This window comes from Microcoleus sp. Pol11C2, assembly GCF_036701505.1.
Taxonomy (GTDB): Bacteria; Cyanobacteriota; Cyanobacteriia; order Cyanobacteriales; family Microcoleaceae; genus Microcoleus.
Map to the genome: position 1 here is coordinate 90,917 of NZ_JAUBQX010000015.1, position 18,247 is coordinate 109,163.

The following is an 18,247-nucleotide window of genomic DNA, read 5'->3' on the forward strand; positions in this document are numbered from 1 at the left end:
GCGCGTGAACTGATTGAGAGATTGTTGCTAAAACGGATTTCCCTAGCTGGAATTGCTCGTGCCACACAGGTGTCTGAGCAGTGGTTGCTTTCGCTACGTCAATCAGAAATATGCCCTGGTGTCTGGGAAAGTTCAGGTGGCACAAAAAAAAAGGGGAGACTAACGATGCAATGTGACGATCTGTGGTCGTTCGTGGACAACTTGGGCAATAAACAATGGGTGTGGCTCGCCCTTGATGCAGACAAAGAGTGAAATTGTGGGTGTCTACATTGGCGCACGTAACTCCGTCGCTGTTCGTGGGTTGTGGAATTCCTTACCCCCACTCTATTGCCAATGCGCCGTTGCGTACACCGATTTTTGGGCAGATGGAGCCGCAGTGCTGCCGGGAGCTAACGACATCGAGCAGTCGGCAAGGAAACGGGCTCTCACCACTTACATTGAACGATTCAACAACACCCTTAGACCACGGGTGTCTCGGTTAGTGCAAAAAACCTTATCCTTTTCTAAGTCCTTGGAAAATCACATTGGTGCCATTTGGTATTTCATCCATCACTACAACACCTCATTACTTGTTGAGCACTACCTAAAAAACAATGATTAAAATCTTACACCTTTCAGACATTCACATGGGAAGCGGCTTTTCCCACGGCCGGATTAATCCAGAAACTGGTTTAAATACGCGGCTGGAAGACTTCGCGGCGACGCTGAGTAAATGTATGGACAGAGCAATTTCTGAACCCGTAGATTTAGTCGTATTCGGGGGCGATGCTTTCCCGGATTCGACCCCTGCGCCGTTTGTAAAAGAGGCTTTTGCTCGCCAATTCAACCGCTTGGTGGAGGCGCAAATTCCGACGGTTTTGCTAGTAGGAAATCACGACCAACATTCTCAGGGACAAGGCGGCGCGAGTTTGGGAATTTACCGGACTTTGGGAATACCTAAGTTTATTGTAGGCGATCGCCTGGACACTCACCTGATTCAAACCCGCAGCGGGCCCGTACAGGTGGTAACATTACCTTGGTTGACTCGATCGACCTTAATGACACGTTCCGAGACTGAAAGCCTGTCTATGGGCGATGTTAACCAATTATTAACCGAAAAACTGACGATCGCAATGGAAGGCGAAATTCGCCGCCTCAACCCCGACATACCAACCGTACTTTTAGCGCACTTAATGGCAGATAAAGCAAGCTTGGGTGCAGAACGTTTTTTAGCAGTTGGCAAAGGTTTTAACATTCCAGTTTCCATGCTAACTCGCCCTTGTTTTGATTATGTTGCTCTCGGCCACGTTCACAAACACCAAAATCTCAATGCTTCCAACAATCCGCCAGTAATTTATCCGGGAAGTATCGAACGAGTTGATTTTAGCGAAGAGAAAGAAGATAAAGGTTTTGTGTTAGTTAATTTGGAACGGGGAAAAGCTGAGTGGGAATTTTGCACTTTGCCAGTGCGGGTGTTTCAGACGATTAAAGTGAATGTTTCCGAATCGGAAAACCCACAAGCCGAGTTAGTTAAAGCTATTGGCAAGAAGGAGATCGAAGACGCGGTTGTGAGATTAATTTACCAATTGCGATCGGAACAATTAGATTTAATCGACAACGGAGAATTGCACACACTTCTGGGCGAAGCGCACAGCTACACAATTCAACCGGAATTAGTCAGTCAGCTAGCGAGACCGCGCTTGCCAGAATTGAATGCTAATAATAGTATAGAACCCTTAGAAGCTTTGAAAACTTATCTGGCAAGTCGCGACGATTTGAAAGATGTTGCGGAGAGTATGTTAGAGGCGGCACAGGGTTTATTGGGCGGCGCGGAGGAAGTTTTGGTTGAATTTTAGTCAAGAATCGCCCATCTAATTACAAAATGATTTTGCTGCCCAATATTGTAGGGTGGGCATCCTGCCCGCCCTAAATATACTATTTAACTCCCCAAAATCTCACCCACCGCCAACCGAGTTCCATTCGCAAAATCCACCCCAGACTGCACCTTTTTCCCCGCCAACTGCACCTCCCGCAACAATAATAAACCATCACCAGTTTGGACGATCGCCCCCAAACCCTTCACAACCTTAACAACTTCCCCCTTTGCGCCCGACAACTGGGCTAAAACAGGCCATTCGCGTTCCAAAACTCTCAAATCCGCTGGCATTTGCAGCCAATATTCCGGCCCCACGGGCACAGTAGCTATCACCTTCAGAGAATTGCCACGAAAAGTCGTCGTGCAATCCGGGAAAAAGCCCCTAACTTGATTGTGAAGGTCGATCGCACTTCTCGACCAATCCAGCACATAATCGGCACTCTTAATCATCGGTGCGTAAGTCGCCTCAGCATCATCTTGAACAACAGCTTCAATTTTGTCGTCCCTCAATTTCACCAAAGTTTCCACCAACAAATCCGCCCCAACTTCCGCCAACCTATCCGCCAAAGAATCAGCATTATCCAACAGTGAAATACCAGCAAAAGCCTTCAATAGCATCGCCCCAGTATCCATGCCAGCATCCATCAACATAGTAGTAATTCCTGTTGTCTTTTCCCCGTCAAAAAGACTGCGCTGAATCGGCGCCGCACCCCGATACTTCGGCAAAATTGAACCGTGAACGTTAACGCAACCCAAACTAGGAATATCCAGAATTTCTTGAGAAAGAATTTGGCCGTAAGCCACCACTACAAACACATCCGCCTCCGCTTCCCGCAATTTGGCAATTGTTTCAGCATCTTTCTTGATTCGCTGCGGCTGCCAAACCGGGAGACTATGATTTAAAGCCACATCTTTTACAGGTGAAGGCATCAATTGATTCCCTCTTCCCCGGCGTTTGTCCGGCTGAGTCACCACACCCACCACCTCAAATTCTGGGTGACTCAGCAAACTGGATAAAGTAGGAACAGCAAAATCGGGAGTGCCAAAAAAGACAATTTTCATAGATTGTTCGTTATTAGTAAGTAGTCGTCAGTCATTACTCATTAGTCATCAAGTAGGTAATGGCAAAAAACCCTAGTATATTATAGAGACTATTCAGCGCGTAGCAGCTATGATACAAGCTAGTTTATGAGTGTTTTCACCGACCCGACTCATGTAATGTTTATTTGTCAGCTTAAATAATGGTAGTTTGCTCCTAGATTATACACTTCGAGAAGAGTTCCGAGTTGTGCGATCGGCCAAAAAAATCTCGATTGATACTCAGGGGCAGCCCGACTCGAACGCTCAAAAGCAATGGGTTTAATAGACGCAACAACATTTGCATCCATTCTTCCCAAGTTAACTATAACTGTTCTACACTAAGAATTATCATCTAATCTACCCTGGTCACTGCTAATCTCAATCTTATCATATCTACTCGAACATGGAAAAACAGTCAAATCTCCTGCTTAAACTCAGCCTCAGCTTATTTGCCGACACCGCCGAACAAGAAAAGTTTATTCATGCCGTCACCAATCCCCAAGCCTTTAATCCTGCTATCTTGTGGGTGCAACCACAACCACCAAAAAACCCATTTGATCTCGAAATTCCCGTTTTTGGGTAACCAGAATTTGTAACTAGACTAGCCTTAGAATACCAACCGGGAAAACATTCCTTACATCAAGCCAGACATTACTACTGTCTCGACTTTTCCTCAATCTTCGCCGCCTCCACATTGTTAACAATATCCTAGTCCATCAAACTAATTTTAGATATGTGCGCGACCGCCGGAGGAAAAAGTATATTTTCCTGGAAAACCTTAAAGCTAGAATTGCTGTTGTGCAACGAAGCCATAGGCAAACGCATGGGAAGGCTGAACTCTAATTTAAGACGCTGCCAAATTAACCCATCCGCCGCCACCAATGTCGATTCAACAATACTTGCCGAAAAGATGCCACAAACGGCTAACTTAGTAAGAGTAGATGCTCCTTGTAATGGTCAATCACTCTTAGCAAAAGGAGACAAAGCACCGGGCTGCTTTCATCATGTCACCATCAATAGCAATGCCAACCGCCAAAAAATAATTTTAGCCAATTCTGCTAAAATTGTAGCGCCCCAAGGTTATCTTGTATACATGACCTGCACTTATTCAACCGCCGAAAATGAACAAGTCAGCGAATGGCTGTTAAGCTAATTCCCCCAATTTGTGTCAGTCACTGTTCCTCTTTTAGAAAAATATCGCTCGCACCTGACAGAAATTCCTTGCTATCGGATGTGGCCGCAAGATAGACTAGGAGCAGGAGCTTTCACCGTTTGGTTTCAAAACACCTCGGATGGAGAGAGAAATCAGCTACCAGCAGATTTTCTAGATTGAGCTCGTTTTACCAACATCTAACTATCCGCGTCCATCCCCGTTGATCTGCGGTTAAAAAAATCTTCTTCCCTGAATCTAACTAAAAAATGATATTATCCAAATTATCCAAAGCAATTAAAAGACCACTCAAACTAGCGATCGGCATTTTAATTACCTTAAATCTGCTAATATTAAGCGGCTGTCAAAACAGCACAACCCCAGCCTCAAAAAACGGCGAACCGATCGAACTCACACTGTGGCACGGCATCAATCCTCCACCAAATCGCGACGTATTTCAAACCCTCACAAACCAATTCAACAAAACGCATCCCAACATCCAGATCAAACCTGTTTACATCGGTCAGCCCGACCAACAACTGCCAAAAATACTAACAGCAATAGTTGGGAACGCACCGCCGGATTTGCTGTGGAATGCTGCCACAATTTCAGGAAAACTAGCAGAACTCAACGCCATTGAACCCTTAGAAAACTGGCTCGACAAATCGCCCCGGAAAGCCGAAATCTACCCGGCACTCTTCGAGTCAATGGAACTCGGCGGACACACTTGGTCAGTTCCCCTAGCGACAAACAACGTCGCCATCTTTTACCGTCCCAGCTTATTTGCAGCAGCAGGAATCAAAGAAGTGCCGCAGAATTGGGCGCAATTAAAGCAAACAGCCCGATCGCTCACGCGAGACACCAACGGAGACGGCCGCACAGACCAACACGGCATAGTGCTCCCCCTAGGCAAAGGAGAATGGACAGTATTTACCTGGCTGCCATTCATGTTCAGCGCAGGCGGCGAACTCAAAGGCGAAATACCTCAAAGTCCTGTACCCCAAATAGATAATCCCGGTTCTCACGCCGCCTTAGAATTGTGGAGCGACTTGTTAAAAGAAGGTTCAGCAATATTGTCAGCACCCGAACGCGGTTACGAACTCGACAATTTCATCGCCGGGAAAGTGGCCATGCAAATCACCGGGCCGTGGACGCTAGCACAGTTGCAGCAAAGCGCGATCGACTACGGAGCAATGCCTTTACCGATCCTCAAACGCCCTGCCGCCGTCGTAGGGGGTGAAAACCTATTTTTAATGAAAACCTCGCCAGAACGAGAGCGAGCAGCCCTAGTATTCTTAGAATACGTTATAGGTGAAGAATTCCAAACAGCATGGGCATTAGGAACAGGTTATTTACCCATTAACTTAAAATCGAGACAGAGCCAAGCTTATCAAAGCTTTGTGGAAAAAAACCCTGTTTTGCGAGTATTTTTAGAACAAATGAACTCAGCCAGAGCGCGACCCATTATATCAGGTTACTCCCGCCTATCAGAAAACCTCGGTCGCGCCATAGAGGCAACCCTTCTGGGTCGCAACCCCCAAGACGCCCTTAAAGAATCTCAAGAGCGTTTGACACTCACCTTAGATATGGCGACAGCTAAAGAGAAATAGACCCTAAAAAATATTTTTCTTAGCTGTAAATTATCTGCTTTCACTGTATTCGATCGAAAGGCTTGAAGCCTCGATTGGTTAAAAATCTAGTGAAAATCACTACCGTCTGCACTTCTAATCAGAAACCGTGTTTCTTGCCCCAAACTTACCTAAAAGCAGAGATTTTACGTCGCTGTTATTGGTATTTTAGGTATTTTAGGTATTATTGAGTATGGTGCCAGATGTTAGGGTGAATTGAGTTACGATCGCCAGACACAAAAAGACACCCGCTGTCGCTCGGTAATAAATTTTTAGCAAAAACCAAAAATTTACAAACCAATTGCTTAGCCATTAGAGATATATTTACAAAAAAGCGATACTCCCGAAATTCATGGGCAGATTTGAGCGAACAAAAAAACCGCTCCCTCAACGGCACCACAAAAAGTTAGCTCAAAAGCTTCTCCCACTACCTACCACCCATGACCTACCATCACCTAATAGAAACATTTTCTCTACCCTGTGCCTGTCCCGTGCCACCTACTGAGATCCCAACAACCGTCCACCTTTTCCCCAAACGACCATGCAGACAAAGTTCCTTAATGCAATCAAAGGACATTCCTGGCGGTACTTCCTCGCAGTAGGCGCGATCGCCCTGGTCTACTATTGGGGGTCCCAATTCGCCATTTCCAGCCTCACCCTCAGTTCAGAAATTTACCCGATGTGGCCAGCAGCAGGAATTGCCCAAGCAGCCCTGCTGCTGTTGGGGCGGCAACTGTGGCCGGGAATCGCGATCGGAGGCTTCCTGTTCAGCATGAGCGTACCGTCGGCGAATATCGGCACGGCATTGATCTCGGCAGGCGCCAGGACCCTGCAAGCGTGGACGGGAACTTATCTACTCCAGGGCATGAACTTTAGCGCCAGGCTCGATCGGCTCAAAGACGTTTTAGGAATAGTCGGATTAGCAGCCTTGGGCTCTACCCTGATCAACTCCACCATCGGCAGCATCGTCGTATGCCTGACGGGTTTATCTAGCTGGAGCAATTTTGGCACGATTTGGGGGACTTGGTGGGTGGGAGACGCTATGGGAATTGTGCTCGTTGCCCCGCTGCTACTGACGTGGCAACAATTGCCCAAAGTCCCCACCCATCGTAAACAGATAGCTGAACGAGCGATTTGGCTGCTGCTGCTACTAGCACTCGGCTGGCTCGTCTTCTGCTCCCGCACCCGCGCCGCCTACGCCCGCTATCCCCTCGAATACTTACCATTTCCGCTAGTAGTTTGGGCTGCCTTTCGATTCGGTCAGCGCTACACGGCCCTCTCCAACCTCATCCTCTGCGGCTTCGCAATCTGGGGTATCGCCCGAGGCAGCGGCCCCTTCCTCAAACACGCCAGCAGTATCCCCCAAGCACTTTTATCCCTGCAAGCCTTCATCGCCGTCATCGCCGTCACCGGCTTAGTCTTAGCTGCCACCGTTGCCGAACGTCACCAAGCAGAAGCCTCCCTGCGCGCCAGCGAAGCCAGCCTCGCTAACGCCCAACGCATCGCCCAGCTAGGCAACTGGGACTTAGACCGCAACGCCCAGCAATTGCGATGGTCAGAGGAAATTTACCGCATTCTGGGAGAGCAACCGGGAACTTTTGAACCCAGCCTGGAAGCCTTCTTGGAATACGTGCACCCTGAAGACAGAGAATTAGTCAAAACCTCGATCGAAGCCGCTTTATTTCAGCAACAGCCTTACAGCATCGACTACAGGCTCATACTCCCCGACGGCAGCAACCGCACAGTCTACGAACAAGCCGCCGTCACCTCCCTCTACATCACCAGCACCGTCCAAGACATCACAGACAGAAAGCAAGCCGAAGCCGCCCTGCGTTCTTCAGAAGAAAGATTTTCCAAGGCTTTTCACGCCTCCCCAGTCGGCATCAGCATCTGCACCCTCACAGACGGATGCTTCCTCGATGCCAACGAAAGCTTTTTGCGCTCATTAGGCTGGCTGCGGCACGAATTTATCGGCCGCACTCCCAGCGACTTAGGAATGTTTGTCAATTCAGAAGACGGTGGGAGGCTCGCCCAGATTTTACAATCACAAAATTCGATCAGCAACCAAGAAATCAAAATTCGCACCAAAGCCGGCGAAGTGCGCGACTGGCTGATGTCAGTGGAACTCATCCACCTCGGCAGCACTCAGTGCGTTTTAATCATGACCACCGACATCACCGAACGCTTGCGTTCCGAAGAATTCCGCCGGGCCGCATTAGCCGCCGAAGCTGCAAATAGATCCAAAAGCATTTTTCTCGCCAACATGAGTCACGAACTCAGAACCCCCCTCAACGCCATCATCGGCTACAGCGAGCTCCTGCAAGAAGACGCCCGAGACCTTGGTGCCGAAGAGTTCATCGACGACCTCCAGAGAATTAACAAGGCCGGCCAGCACCTACTCACACTGATTAGAGATATTCTCGACTTAACCAAAATTGAAGCAGGCCACATCGACTTCCACCTTGAAACCTTCACCATTTCAACTCTGGTTGAGGAAGTAGTTGCCACGATCGCCCCGATGGCACACAAAAATAGCAATATCCTAGAAATACAATGCCCCGAGGATATTGGATCGATGCACACCGACAAAACTAAACTCCGGCAGTCTGTGCTCAACCTCCTCAGCAATGCCGCGAAATTTACTTGCTCCGGCGCAATTACCTTCGCCATTACCCGATCCGTCGAAACCCCCGCCGACGCTGCAAACAAAGGCAAAAAACTGGGAGCGTATAGAGGAGGTGGCCAAGCTGAAAATAGCTTGTCTCTGTTATCTTCCGCTCAAGATTGGATCATTTTTACGGTCAAAGATACCGGCATTGGCATGAGTCCCGAACAGTTAGCCAGAATCTTTGAGCCTTTCACCCAAGCAGATTCCTCAACTACTAAGAAGTACGGTGGCACTGGTTTGGGGCTGACGATTACTAAGAAATTCTGCGAAATGATGGGCGGAGACATTACTGCATTCAGCGAGGTGGACAAAGGTTCTACTTTTACAATTCGGCTGCCAGCTATTTTCACAGACCTTTCGATCTCAACCGACAAGTCTGACGACTAATATTTTTTTTTACAGTTATTTTCGATGCCTGCAACTTTTGTTTGCCTCTGCTATTGGCTGATTATTTCGCTAGTAAAGCGGGAGATTTTGCACATAATTACTCACATTATAAAATTAGTTTTTTATTTTTTTATATATAGTAATTTTAGGTTATTAGTAATAATACCCCCCCATCCTACCGGCATCCTTATGAGGTAATAATAAATTTACCAATGATTTAGAATTGCTATAGAGGTAGAAGATTAGGGCGGGTTAGATCACCCTAATTAATTTATGAGTAAATACGAAAAGTGCTGAAATCGTTTCCGCCGGCATGGGAATAATAAATTTTCCTGTCCAGTACCCGCGTCCGCGATCGTTTTTTGGGGACAACCTAGTTTTTGAGGCTAAGTTCACTTGATTAATATTCCGAACAGTTTTTCTATAGCCCAAGGACTGATTCTCGCTTGACACTGATTGACTGTGGATAATTCAATCAATGTCAGATCCACCCTGGTCTTGAATTTAATTCGACTTTTTTATGAGCCTTGCCCTGTAAAGCTTGTAGTATCGCTACCCAAACTTTCCTGAGTATTGACTTGATAAGATGATATTATTATTTTTGAGCGTGCTGCCGACATTCAGAGGATTAGTTGGTTGACCAACCTTAAAAGTTCGGAGAATTTATAATTAGCGCCGTTTGAAAGATTTTGGAGAGGAGACATGACCCCTCGGCTTCTCAATAAAACCTGTGATAGACTTCGATCCCGTACTTGTCCCCTAACGGTATACCTACGTATATATACTATTAATTAAAAAGATATACTGTAGAAAGTTGCTTACAAAGCGCCAGAAAATATGCACCCCCACCTCCAGCGCCAACTCGAACAGCTCGGTTTAGTCGGCGAGTCTCCCCCTCCCACTGCTGAGCAGTGGCAGCTTTTATTAGAGCAGGTAAGTTTTAGCTATGACCGAGTTCAGAGTCAGCAAGAACTTCAGCAGGAAGATTGTTTTAACTTGGAGACGGTGGCATTAAAGGATTTAACTGACTCGCCCCAGTCCCCTCAAGACTCTCCAACAGCTTCAGAATTCGATCGACTGCGGGCGAGTGTCAACAGTTTGGGGGCGGGATTGTGTATCCTTGACGCGAAGGGCTGTGTAATCTCGGTGAATCCAGAGGCAGAACGCTTGCTGGGATGGCGAGAATCGGAACTTGCAGGCGTTTCCCTGCTAGAGCGCATCGGGAAGCAAAAGAAAGGCAACAAATCCCAAGTTTTGACGGCTCCGAAACAGTCGCCCAGCAAGAGTGAAGATAGGCCGATCGCACCTACACTAGATTTACAAGAGGCGATCGCTTCCAGTCAACCTTCCAGCAATTGGGACGACGAGTTTTTGTGTCGCGACGGCAAGATTTTACCCGTTTCCTATTTTTTCCATCCCCCACTTGAGGCCAGCGAAATATCAGTCTTGGTGTTTTTTGACATTTTTGAGATTAGAGAACACAAGCAATCGCTCTCGATACTGCAAGCACTTCTAAAATCTACAGATGCAGGAATTCTGGCGGTTGACAGAAACGGCAATATATGTAATTATAATCAGAAATTTCTAGAGATGTGGGGTTTGTCCGCCAGCCAAGGAAAGTTGAGCCGATCAACCTTGGACACACTCAAAAACACGCTCAAAACAGGATTCCCCTTCGACAGCGAACAATTAAAATACCCGCAAAGATTTCTCCAAAACGTGATCAAAGTGTCGGCAGATTCAGATAATCAAATTAGCGAACTATTAGAATTTAAAGACGGAAAAATTCTTGAATTAAATTCGTTGCCATCAAAAGTCGGAGCGAAAACAGTCGGTAGAGTCTGGAGCTTTCGAGACGTTACCGAACTCAAAAAACTAGAACAATCTTTGCAGTATCAAATAGAATTCGCTCAGTTGATTGCCCGTTTGTCAACAGATTTCATCAGCCAGCCCTTATCAGAAATAGATAAAAGTATCGTTCAAACCCTGGAAGCGATCGCCATTTTGAGCGGGTTTGACCGGAGTTACATCTACCTGTTATCAGAAGACAAAACCCGCGCCGACAAAACCTACGAGTGGTGCGGCGAAAGCTTTCCGACAGTCAAAGACAGCACCTCCAAACAAATAGACATCGCACAAATCCCTTGGATCGCAGAAAAACTCGATCGCGCCGAATGCCTCTATATTCCAGAAATCGGCGAACTCTCGCCCCCAGCCAAAGCCGAAATAGCCTATTTGATCGGTCAAAATTCAACCGAATTCCATACAGACTCCCCATCCAAAACAGTCAATCAAACAGAAACGACCTCAATACCTTCTATTGGCGCTTCCCTCAATAATTTAGAATTTAAAAAACAGCTAAAAAATATTCAATCGCTGATAATTATTCCCCTAATTTGTAGTAAAAACCTAGTAGGATTTCTCGGATTCAATGGCTTAAAGCAAACAGCAGGTCGAGCAACCGAAATATCCACACAGCTAAAAATGGTAGGAGAAATGCTCGCCAATGTCCTAGAGCGCAAGCGAGCAGAAGCAGCCTTGAGACAATCGGAAACAAAATACCGCAGCATCTTTGAAAACGCAGTCGAAGGCATATTCCAGACAACGCCGACCGGGCACTATCTCAGCGGCAATAGCGCACTAGCCAGAATTTACGGCTACGAATCCTGTACCCAAATGCTTGCCGAACTCACCGATATAAACTGTCAATTTTACGTTAACCCCAATCGACGCGCCGAGTTTATGGCTCAATTGCGCGCGCGCCACCAAGTGTCAAAATTTGAATCCCAAATATACCGCCGAGACGGTAGCACGATTTGGATTTCCGAAAACGCGCGCAGCATCTGCGACGAAAACGGCAGGGTTTTGTACTACGAAGGCACAGTCCAAGACATCACCGATCGCAAACAGGCAGAATCCGCCATGAAGTTGGCCCTAGAAGCAGCAGAATCAGCCAACCGAGCAAAAAGCACATTTCTCGCCAACATGAGCCACGAACTTCGCACACCCCTCAATGCCATCATCGGCTACAGCGAAATGCTTCAAGAAGAAGCCGAAGAATTGGGTAGTTGCGAATCCGTCCCAGACCTTGAAAAAATCTGCAGCGCCGGCAAACATCTGCTGTCCCTGATTGACGACATCCTAGATATTTCTAAAATTGAAGCAGGTCGAATGGATCTCTACTTAGAAACCTTCGACATCCATACCTTAATTGAAAGTGCTGTTGCCACGGCCAGACCGCTGGTCGAGAAAAACGGTAATACCCTAGAAGTGTACTGTCCAGACAACCTCGACACCATGCACGCGGACATGACCAAAGTGCGGCAAGTGCTGCTTAACTTGCTCAGCAACGCTGCCAAGTTCACACAAAACGGGAGAATTGCGATCGGAGTGGAAAGAATTAAAAATGAACAATTAAAAATGATAAATCAAGAGGAATCTTCCCAAATTTTAATTTCCAACTCCGAATTCTTAAGTTTCCGCGTCGCCGACACCGGCATCGGCATGACACAAGAGCAATTGGAGCGAGTTTTCCAACCTTTCACCCAAGCTGATGCCTCGACTACCCGCGAGTACGGTGGCACCGGTTTGGGACTAGCAATCAGCCAGCGCTTCTGTCAGATGATGGGCGGCAGCATTGAGGTCAGCAGCACCTTGGGCGCAGGCACCACTTTCACCGTGCTCTTGCCCAAAGCCATCAAACAGCCGGAAATCCCCAACAAAGTCCACGACAGCACTAGCCCTCCGCACGCCCCCGCTGTCGGCACGGTGCTGGTAGTGGACGACGACCCGATCTCGCGGGATTTAATTCAGCGCACCCTCAGTCGCCAAGGACTGCACATAGAAGTCGCCGGCAGTGGCGAGCAAGCTCTCCGGCTCGCTAAGCAACTACGGCCAGACGCCATTACCCTGGACGTGATTATGCCCGGAATGGACGGCTGGGCGGTACTCTCAGCGCTGAAGGCCGATCCTGACCTTGCCGAAATTCCCGTAATCCTGCTATCCTTTGTGGGCAACAAAAGCCTCGGCTTTGCATTGGGTGCCTCGGACTACCTCACCAAACCAGTGGACGGCAAACGGCTGGCTGCCTTGTTGAATAAGTACCGACGCGACCAAGACGGCGTTGCAAGTAACAATTTGACCTGTCAGATTCTAATTGTGGAAGACGACCTTGCCACGCGCGAAATACTGCGATGCGTACTAGAAACACAAGGCTGGGCAGTAACGGAAGCTGACAGCGGACGCGCTGCTCTCGATCGGCTAAAATTTGCTCGCCCGCACCTGATATTACTGGATTTAATGTTGCCAGAAATGGATGGTTTTGAGTTGATTGGGGAAATTCGCAAATCCCATTCGGGAGATCCTATACCGATTGTTGTGATCACGGGGAAAAACTTGACACCGGCCGAAAGCCAGCAACTAAACGGCTACGTCGAGCGGGTGCTACAAAAGGGAGTCTACAGTTGCGATACTTTGTTGCGCGATGTTCGCTCTATAGTCAATGACAGGTTCGATCGCAGGTACGACTCGAAAGGCAAGGAGAACACCAATGGCTAAAATCCTGTTGGTCGAAGATAACGAAATGAACAGGGATATGCTTTCCCGGCGTCTGGCCCGCAAGGGACACGAGGTCTTTATTGCTGTTGACGGTGCTGAGGGAGTGTCGATGGCGCTCGCGAAAGTACCAGATTTGATTCTGATGGATATGAGCCTGCCGGTTCTCGACGGGTGGCAAGCAACGCAGCAAATTAAGGCGGCTCCTGAAACTAGCAGGATTCCGGTGATTGCGCTGACGGCTCACGCAATGGCGGGCGATCGTGAAAAGTGTCTGGCTGCCGGCTGCAATGACTACGATACTAAACCTGTCGAGTTTCCCCGACTTTTAGGTAAAATTGAAACGCTTCTGAAAGAGGCCCTGACATGAAAGGTGATGAGGGCAGCGTGCTGGTTGTTGACGACAATGAGGTAAACCGCGATTTGCTGGCCCGCCGACTTCAGCGTCAAGGCCATTTGGTGAGTGTTGCTGAAGATGGTCTGCAAGCTCTGGAAATGTTGCGAACAGAGCCTTTTGATTTAGTTCTCCTAGACATTATGATGCCGCAAATGAACGGCTATCAGGTGCTCGAAAGTCTGAAGGCGGATGAAAAGTTGCGCTACATCCCGGTAATTATGATTTCGGCGGTGGACGATATCGACAGTATCGTCCGGTGTATAGAGTTGGGGGCGGAGGATTATCTTTCTAAACCGTTCAATCCGGTATTGCTCAAGGCTCGGATTAGCGCTTGTCTGGAAAAGAAGCGGCTGCGGGATAAGGAGCAGGCGTATTTACACGAGTTGGCTCAGGAAAAGGAAAAGTCCGAGCGTTTGCTGTTAAATATTTTACCGAAGGCGATCGCGCAGCGCCTCAAACACGGGGAAATTACGATCGCAGACAGTTTCGCTGAGGTAACAGTGATGTTTGCCGATTTGGTCGGTTTTACCAAGCTTTCGGCTCATTTATCGCCGGCCCAATTGGTGGAGTTGCTCAACGAGATTTTTTCGGCTTTTGACGAGTTGGCCGAGCGCTACGGACTTGAGAAAATTAAGACGATCGGCGATGCTTATATGGTGGTTGGCGGTTTGCCGACGCCCAGCGACGACCACGCCGAGTCGATCGCCGAAATGGCGTTGGAAATTCAAGCAGCAATGACTAAGATACGTACCAAGGGAGGTCAGCCGCTCAGCATCCGCATCGGCATCCACACAGGCCCGGTAGAAGCTGGGGTAATCGGTACTAAAAAATTTACTTATGATTTGTGGGGAGATACGGTAAATACAGCTTCCCGGATGGAATCTCAAGGTGTCCCCGGCAGCATTCAGGTGACAGTTGCTACCTACGAGCGCCTGCGGGGTAAGTACGTTTTTGAGGAGCGCGGCGTGATTCCAGTGAAGGGGAAAGGCGATATGATGACTTATCTGCTTGTGGCCCGAAACGCCTCATGACAAATGACCAAATGACCAATTACCAAATTGACAAATGAGCGTAAATTCTAACCTTTTAATGTACGCCCAATGGGCGGGAATTCTGACAGGAGCTTTAGCTATTTTAACAGTTATAGCATTTATCTTCAAATGGGGTTTTCGCTTCCGATTGGTAGGAGTGACAAGCTTTATGGGCGTGATTGCTGCGAGTATATTCGGTCTCGGTTTGGGACTGTTTTCCCGCACAGAAATTCCTGGTGCAGTTCGCTATTCTTTAGTTTACGATACTGGCGGCGCTCAAACAGTAGTTACTGTGCCACCTACGATCACGGAATCGGAATTAGAAGCAACGATGCGGCAAGTGGCTGCGGATTTGTACTCTCCAGGCCGCTCTGGACGGGGCAGAGACTACATGACAATCCGGGTTCGTACAGTTGTACATCCTGAACCTGGGCTGTCGCAGCCGCTGTTTTTGGGCGAAGTGAGGCGATCGCTCGCGACTCGTTATGATGACAAAATGGCGATCGAAATCTTCCCCGAAAAAGTTGCTATTCTGAAAAAATACCAAGCCTGATAAATGCTGTAGGGGCGGGTTTTACAAACAATAATTGCCTCAAACCGACAATCTCAAAAACCCGCCCCCACCAAAGAATTATCAGTAAGGTGTGCAATGCGAACCTACAAATTATTAATTATTTGGCGATTTAAGAATGTCACGTTTGGAGAGAATTAAATAATATGATTGCAACTATCAAACACCTATTTAATTTTAACGAAATTATTGCAATTTGCCCGGAAGATAGTCTTTAAGAATTGGTGAACCGAGAGATTGTCAAAATAGCAATTACCAGAAATCATGATGAGCTTGGTGAATTTACAGACATACACTTTTATCAAGAGAGCGATCGGGTGAAACTCAACAATGTAGTAAAACGAGGCATCACTATTAAAACTACCACAAAAGAAGGTACAGAACAAGGACGAGTTCCTGATGTGAGTGTTATCGATCGCACTTTGTGGCGTGCTGAACGCAAAGCTTATGCCGCACTGGAATTGCCGATTCAGTTAGCTGTCGAGGTACTATCAACTAATTGGGAAGATGATTGTGTTGACAAGCTAGATGAATACGAAAGGTTGAGCATTGCTGAATACTGGATTATTGATTACTTAGCAATGGGAAAAAGAGAGTTTTTGGGAAACCAGAAAATTCCGACGGTATTTGTTTTTTCGCTCAATGCTGAAGGGAAGTATCAGCGCACTCAATTTAGAGAAAATGAATAAATTGTTTCGCCCACTTTTCCAGAATTAGTGCTGACGGCCGGTCAGGTATTGTCAGCTTAGTTCGGTTGTGTTAGTGTTAAGAAACATTGAAATTGCAAAAAATACTTTATTTTTATTAAAAAATTCCTCTGCTGATTAAAGTAATTAAGCAATTTCACGTTGTCTTACACAACTTGATCCCGGAGGTTAGAAATGATTGGTTGGAAGGAACTGTACAATTTAGGCTTAGGCTGGTTTGAAAAAGCAACCGCCTTTTTGGACGAATCATTAGAAATAAAACCCGATCCAGAAGCCTGCAACGATCGGGGCAATACACTGGATAGTTCAGGAAGATTTGAAGAATCGCTCGCCTTCTTCGACAAAGCCTTAGAATTAAAACCACAGGATGACAACCCCTGCTACAATGGGGGCCTTACACTGGGTTCTTTAGGCTTGTTTGAAGAAGTGATAGCCTCCTACAACAAAGCCTTAGAATTCCCACCAGATAAAGACGAAGCCTGGGTAGAACCCGGCTATGCACTGGCTAAGTTAGCAAGATTTGAAGCAGCGCTCGCCTCCTACGAAAAAGGCTCTGAATTCAAACCATCTTTACACCCAGCCTGGTACGATCGTGGCCATGCACTGGGTAATTTAGGATTGTTTGAAGATGGGATCGTATCCTACGACAACGCCTGTGACTTAAAACGATATTTACTATACGCAGCCTGGTACAATCACGGCAATGCACTGGGTAATTTAGGAAGATGGAAAGAAGCGCTCGCCTCCTACGACAAACCCTTAGAATTAAAACCATATTTACACGCAGCATGGTACAATCTGGGCTATGCACTGCTTTCTTTAGAAAGATTTGAAGAAGCGCTCGCCTCCTACGACAAAGCCTTAGAATTAAAACTAGAGGATGACGAATCGTGGAACAATCGGGGCATTGCACTGCATAATTTATGGAGAAGGGAAGAAGCGATTTACTCCTACAACAAAGCCTTAGAATTCAAACCAGATTTACACCAAGCCTGCTACAATCGGGGCGCTGCACTGGAGGATTTAGGAAGATGGGAAGAAGCGATCGCTTCTTACGACAAAGCCTTAGAAATCAAACCAGATTATCACGAAGCCTGGTACAATCGGGGCATAGCACTGCTTTATTTAGGAAGATGGAAAGAAGCGCTCGCCTCTTACGACAAAGCTTTAGAATTAAAGCCAGATTATCATGAAACCAGGTTCGATAGGAACATAGGACTGCTTTCTTTAGGAAGATTTGAAGCAGCGATCACCTTCTACGACAAAGCCTTAGAATTAAAGCCAGATGATGGCGAAGCCTGGAACAATCGGGGCATTGCATTGGGTAATTTAGGAAGATTGAAAGAAAAGTTCGCCTCCTGGGGCATTGCACTGGGTAATTTAGGAAGATTGAAAAAAACGCTCCCCTCCTTGGGCCAAACAGCCTTAGAATTAAAATCACATAATGACCAAGCCTGGTACTATCGGGGCGTTGCACTGTATAATTTAGAAATATGGGAAGAAGAGATCGCCTCTTTTGACAAAGCCTTAAAATTCAAACCAGATTATTACAAAGCCTGGTATCATCGGGGCGTTGCACTGGAGGATTTAGGAAGATGGGAAGAGGCGATCGCCTCCTACGACAAAGCTTTAGAATTCAAACCAGATAAACACGAAGCATTTTATAATAAAGCTTGCTGTTATGCGTTACAGAGTCAGATTGACCAAGCGATTCAGAATTTGCAGCAAGCTATCAATCTGAATCCTGACGAATACCGAGAAATGGCAAAAACTGACTCGGATTTTGATAGCATTCGATCGCACCCTCAATTTCAAGCCTTGATTCAAGAATAGGGATTTGCCCTTGGGCGGGGCGGGTTTATGAGATTGTTGGTTTTAGACAATTATTCTTGGTAAAACCCGCCGCTACAGTATCAAAAACACTCTTATTATTTATTAGTCTGCAAAGGCGGACTTCGCTTGAGAAAAGGAGGTTTTAACTCCCGATCGCTCAAAAGGGTTACGTGCAAATAATATCTTGGATGAGGTTTGTCACACCTCAGTACGATCGCCCTTCCCTATTTTCTACGCAGTCATATAAAAAAATAGTATTAATCTATACCTACAAATCCAAGCTCTAGAATTATAATGAAAAAAATTGAAAAAGCTCCCAAATTCCTGTAAAATTGCCATAAATAACCAAATAGTCGCGATCGAAAGCACTCACAGGCGAAAAAGAT

The 18,247-nt window shown here is 46.8% G+C and carries 14 protein-coding genes; 13 read left to right on the top strand and 1 reads right to left on the bottom strand.

Going from position 1 to position 18,247, the window contains the following annotated elements; translation table 11 throughout:
• Window positions 1-235: 235 nt before the first annotated feature.
• On the top strand, window positions 236-601 hold the full coding sequence (locus tag QUA42_RS27715; protein WP_445301307.1) for an IS1 family transposase: 366 nt from the start codon (window positions 236-238) through the stop codon (window positions 599-601).
• Complete coding sequence (gene sbcD / locus QUA42_RS11595) at window positions 594-1,835, top strand: exonuclease subunit SbcD (RefSeq protein WP_333137420.1); 1,242 nt, start codon at window positions 594-596, stop codon at window positions 1,833-1,835. Before QUA42_RS27715 ends, sbcD begins: the two co-directional genes overlap by 8 nt.
• Before the next feature lie 83 nt (window positions 1,836-1,918).
• Here sbcD and fmt read toward each other — a convergent pair whose 3' ends face one another.
• On the bottom strand, window positions 1,919-2,917 hold the full coding sequence (fmt, locus tag QUA42_RS11600) for a methionyl-tRNA formyltransferase (protein ID WP_333137421.1): 999 nt from the start codon (window positions 2,915-2,917) through the stop codon (window positions 1,919-1,921).
• 421 nt (window positions 2,918-3,338) lie between these two features.
• Here fmt and QUA42_RS11605 point away from each other — a divergent pair, with 421 nt between their 5' ends.
• The 11 genes from QUA42_RS11605 (at window position 3,339) to QUA42_RS11655 (ending at window position 17,861) form a co-directional block, all read left to right on the top strand.
• Window positions 3,339-3,518, top strand: a complete 180-nt coding sequence (locus QUA42_RS11605; protein WP_333137422.1) for a hypothetical protein — start codon at window positions 3,339-3,341, stop codon at window positions 3,516-3,518.
• Between the two features lie 150 nt (window positions 3,519-3,668).
• A complete protein-coding gene (locus tag QUA42_RS11610; protein ID WP_333137423.1) occupies window positions 3,669-4,088 on the top strand; it encodes a hypothetical protein in 420 nt (139 codons plus the stop codon).
• A gap of 12 nt (window positions 4,089-4,100) precedes the next feature.
• Window positions 4,101-4,268 (top strand): hypothetical protein, encoded by a 168-nt coding sequence (locus tag QUA42_RS11615; protein ID WP_333137424.1) that lies wholly within the window; start codon window positions 4,101-4,103, stop codon window positions 4,266-4,268.
• An 86-nt stretch (window positions 4,269-4,354) separates the two neighbouring features.
• Window positions 4,355-5,695 carry an ABC transporter substrate-binding protein gene (locus QUA42_RS11620; protein ID WP_333137425.1) on the top strand — a complete coding sequence of 447 codons (1,341 nt, stop codon included), beginning with the start codon at window positions 4,355-4,357 and terminating at the stop codon, window positions 5,693-5,695.
• Between the two features lie 559 nt (window positions 5,696-6,254).
• Window positions 6,255-8,768 carry an MASE1 domain-containing protein gene (locus QUA42_RS11625; protein WP_333137426.1) on the top strand — a complete coding sequence of 838 codons (2,514 nt, stop codon included), beginning with the start codon at window positions 6,255-6,257 and terminating at the stop codon, window positions 8,766-8,768.
• A gap of 837 nt (window positions 8,769-9,605) precedes the next feature.
• Window positions 9,606-13,325: a response regulator gene (locus tag QUA42_RS11630; protein ID WP_333137427.1), complete on the top strand. Its 3,720-nt coding sequence runs from the start codon at window positions 9,606-9,608 to the stop codon at window positions 13,323-13,325.
• Window positions 13,318-13,692: a response regulator gene (locus QUA42_RS11635; RefSeq protein ID WP_015177895.1), complete on the top strand. Its 375-nt coding sequence runs from the start codon at window positions 13,318-13,320 to the stop codon at window positions 13,690-13,692. Before QUA42_RS11630 ends, QUA42_RS11635 begins: the two co-directional genes overlap by 8 nt.
• Window positions 13,689-14,750, top strand: coding sequence for an adenylate/guanylate cyclase domain-containing protein (locus QUA42_RS11640; RefSeq protein ID WP_333137428.1), 1,062 nt, complete (start codon window positions 13,689-13,691; stop codon window positions 14,748-14,750). The genes QUA42_RS11635 and QUA42_RS11640 overlap by 4 nt, the downstream gene beginning before the upstream one ends.
• A 34-nt stretch (window positions 14,751-14,784) precedes the next feature.
• Entirely contained in the window at window positions 14,785-15,303 is a 519-nt protein-coding gene (locus QUA42_RS11645) for a Ycf51 family protein (protein WP_333137429.1), read from the top strand.
• Window positions 15,304-15,545: 242 nt separating this feature from the next.
• On the top strand, window positions 15,546-16,010 hold the full coding sequence (locus QUA42_RS11650; RefSeq protein ID WP_333137430.1) for a Uma2 family endonuclease: 465 nt from the start codon (window positions 15,546-15,548) through the stop codon (window positions 16,008-16,010).
• Between the two features lie 192 nt (window positions 16,011-16,202).
• Complete coding sequence (locus tag QUA42_RS11655) at window positions 16,203-17,861, top strand: tetratricopeptide repeat protein (RefSeq protein WP_333137431.1); 1,659 nt, start codon at window positions 16,203-16,205, stop codon at window positions 17,859-17,861.
• Window positions 17,862-18,247: the final 386 nt, after the last annotated feature.

What these genes read in the sequence shown, in the direction of transcription:
- QUA42_RS27715 (WP_445301307.1), top strand. Translation starts at nt 236, where the DNA reads ATGCAGACAAAGAGTGAAATTGTGGGTGTCTACATTGGCGCACGTAAC.
- sbcD (WP_333137420.1), top strand. Translation starts at nt 594, where the DNA reads ATGATTAAAATCTTACACCTTTCAGACATTCACATGGGAAGCGGCTTT.
- fmt (WP_333137421.1), bottom strand. Translation starts at nt 2,917, where the DNA reads ATGAAAATTGTCTTTTTTGGCACTCCCGATTTTGCTGTTCCTACTTTA.
- QUA42_RS11605 (WP_333137422.1), top strand. Translation starts at nt 3,339, where the DNA reads ATGGAAAAACAGTCAAATCTCCTGCTTAAACTCAGCCTCAGCTTATTT.
- QUA42_RS11610 (WP_333137423.1), top strand. Translation starts at nt 3,669, where the DNA reads ATGTGCGCGACCGCCGGAGGAAAAAGTATATTTTCCTGGAAAACCTTA.
- QUA42_RS11620 (WP_333137425.1), top strand. Translation starts at nt 4,355, where the DNA reads ATGATATTATCCAAATTATCCAAAGCAATTAAAAGACCACTCAAACTA.
- QUA42_RS11625 (WP_333137426.1), top strand. Translation starts at nt 6,255, where the DNA reads ATGCAGACAAAGTTCCTTAATGCAATCAAAGGACATTCCTGGCGGTAC.
- QUA42_RS11630 (WP_333137427.1), top strand. Translation starts at nt 9,606, where the DNA reads ATGCACCCCCACCTCCAGCGCCAACTCGAACAGCTCGGTTTAGTCGGC.
- QUA42_RS11635 (WP_015177895.1), top strand. Translation starts at nt 13,318, where the DNA reads ATGGCTAAAATCCTGTTGGTCGAAGATAACGAAATGAACAGGGATATG.
- QUA42_RS11640 (WP_333137428.1), top strand. Translation starts at nt 13,689, where the DNA reads ATGAAAGGTGATGAGGGCAGCGTGCTGGTTGTTGACGACAATGAGGTA.
- QUA42_RS11645 (WP_333137429.1), top strand. Translation starts at nt 14,785, where the DNA reads ATGAGCGTAAATTCTAACCTTTTAATGTACGCCCAATGGGCGGGAATT.
- QUA42_RS11655 (WP_333137431.1), top strand. Translation starts at nt 16,203, where the DNA reads ATGATTGGTTGGAAGGAACTGTACAATTTAGGCTTAGGCTGGTTTGAA.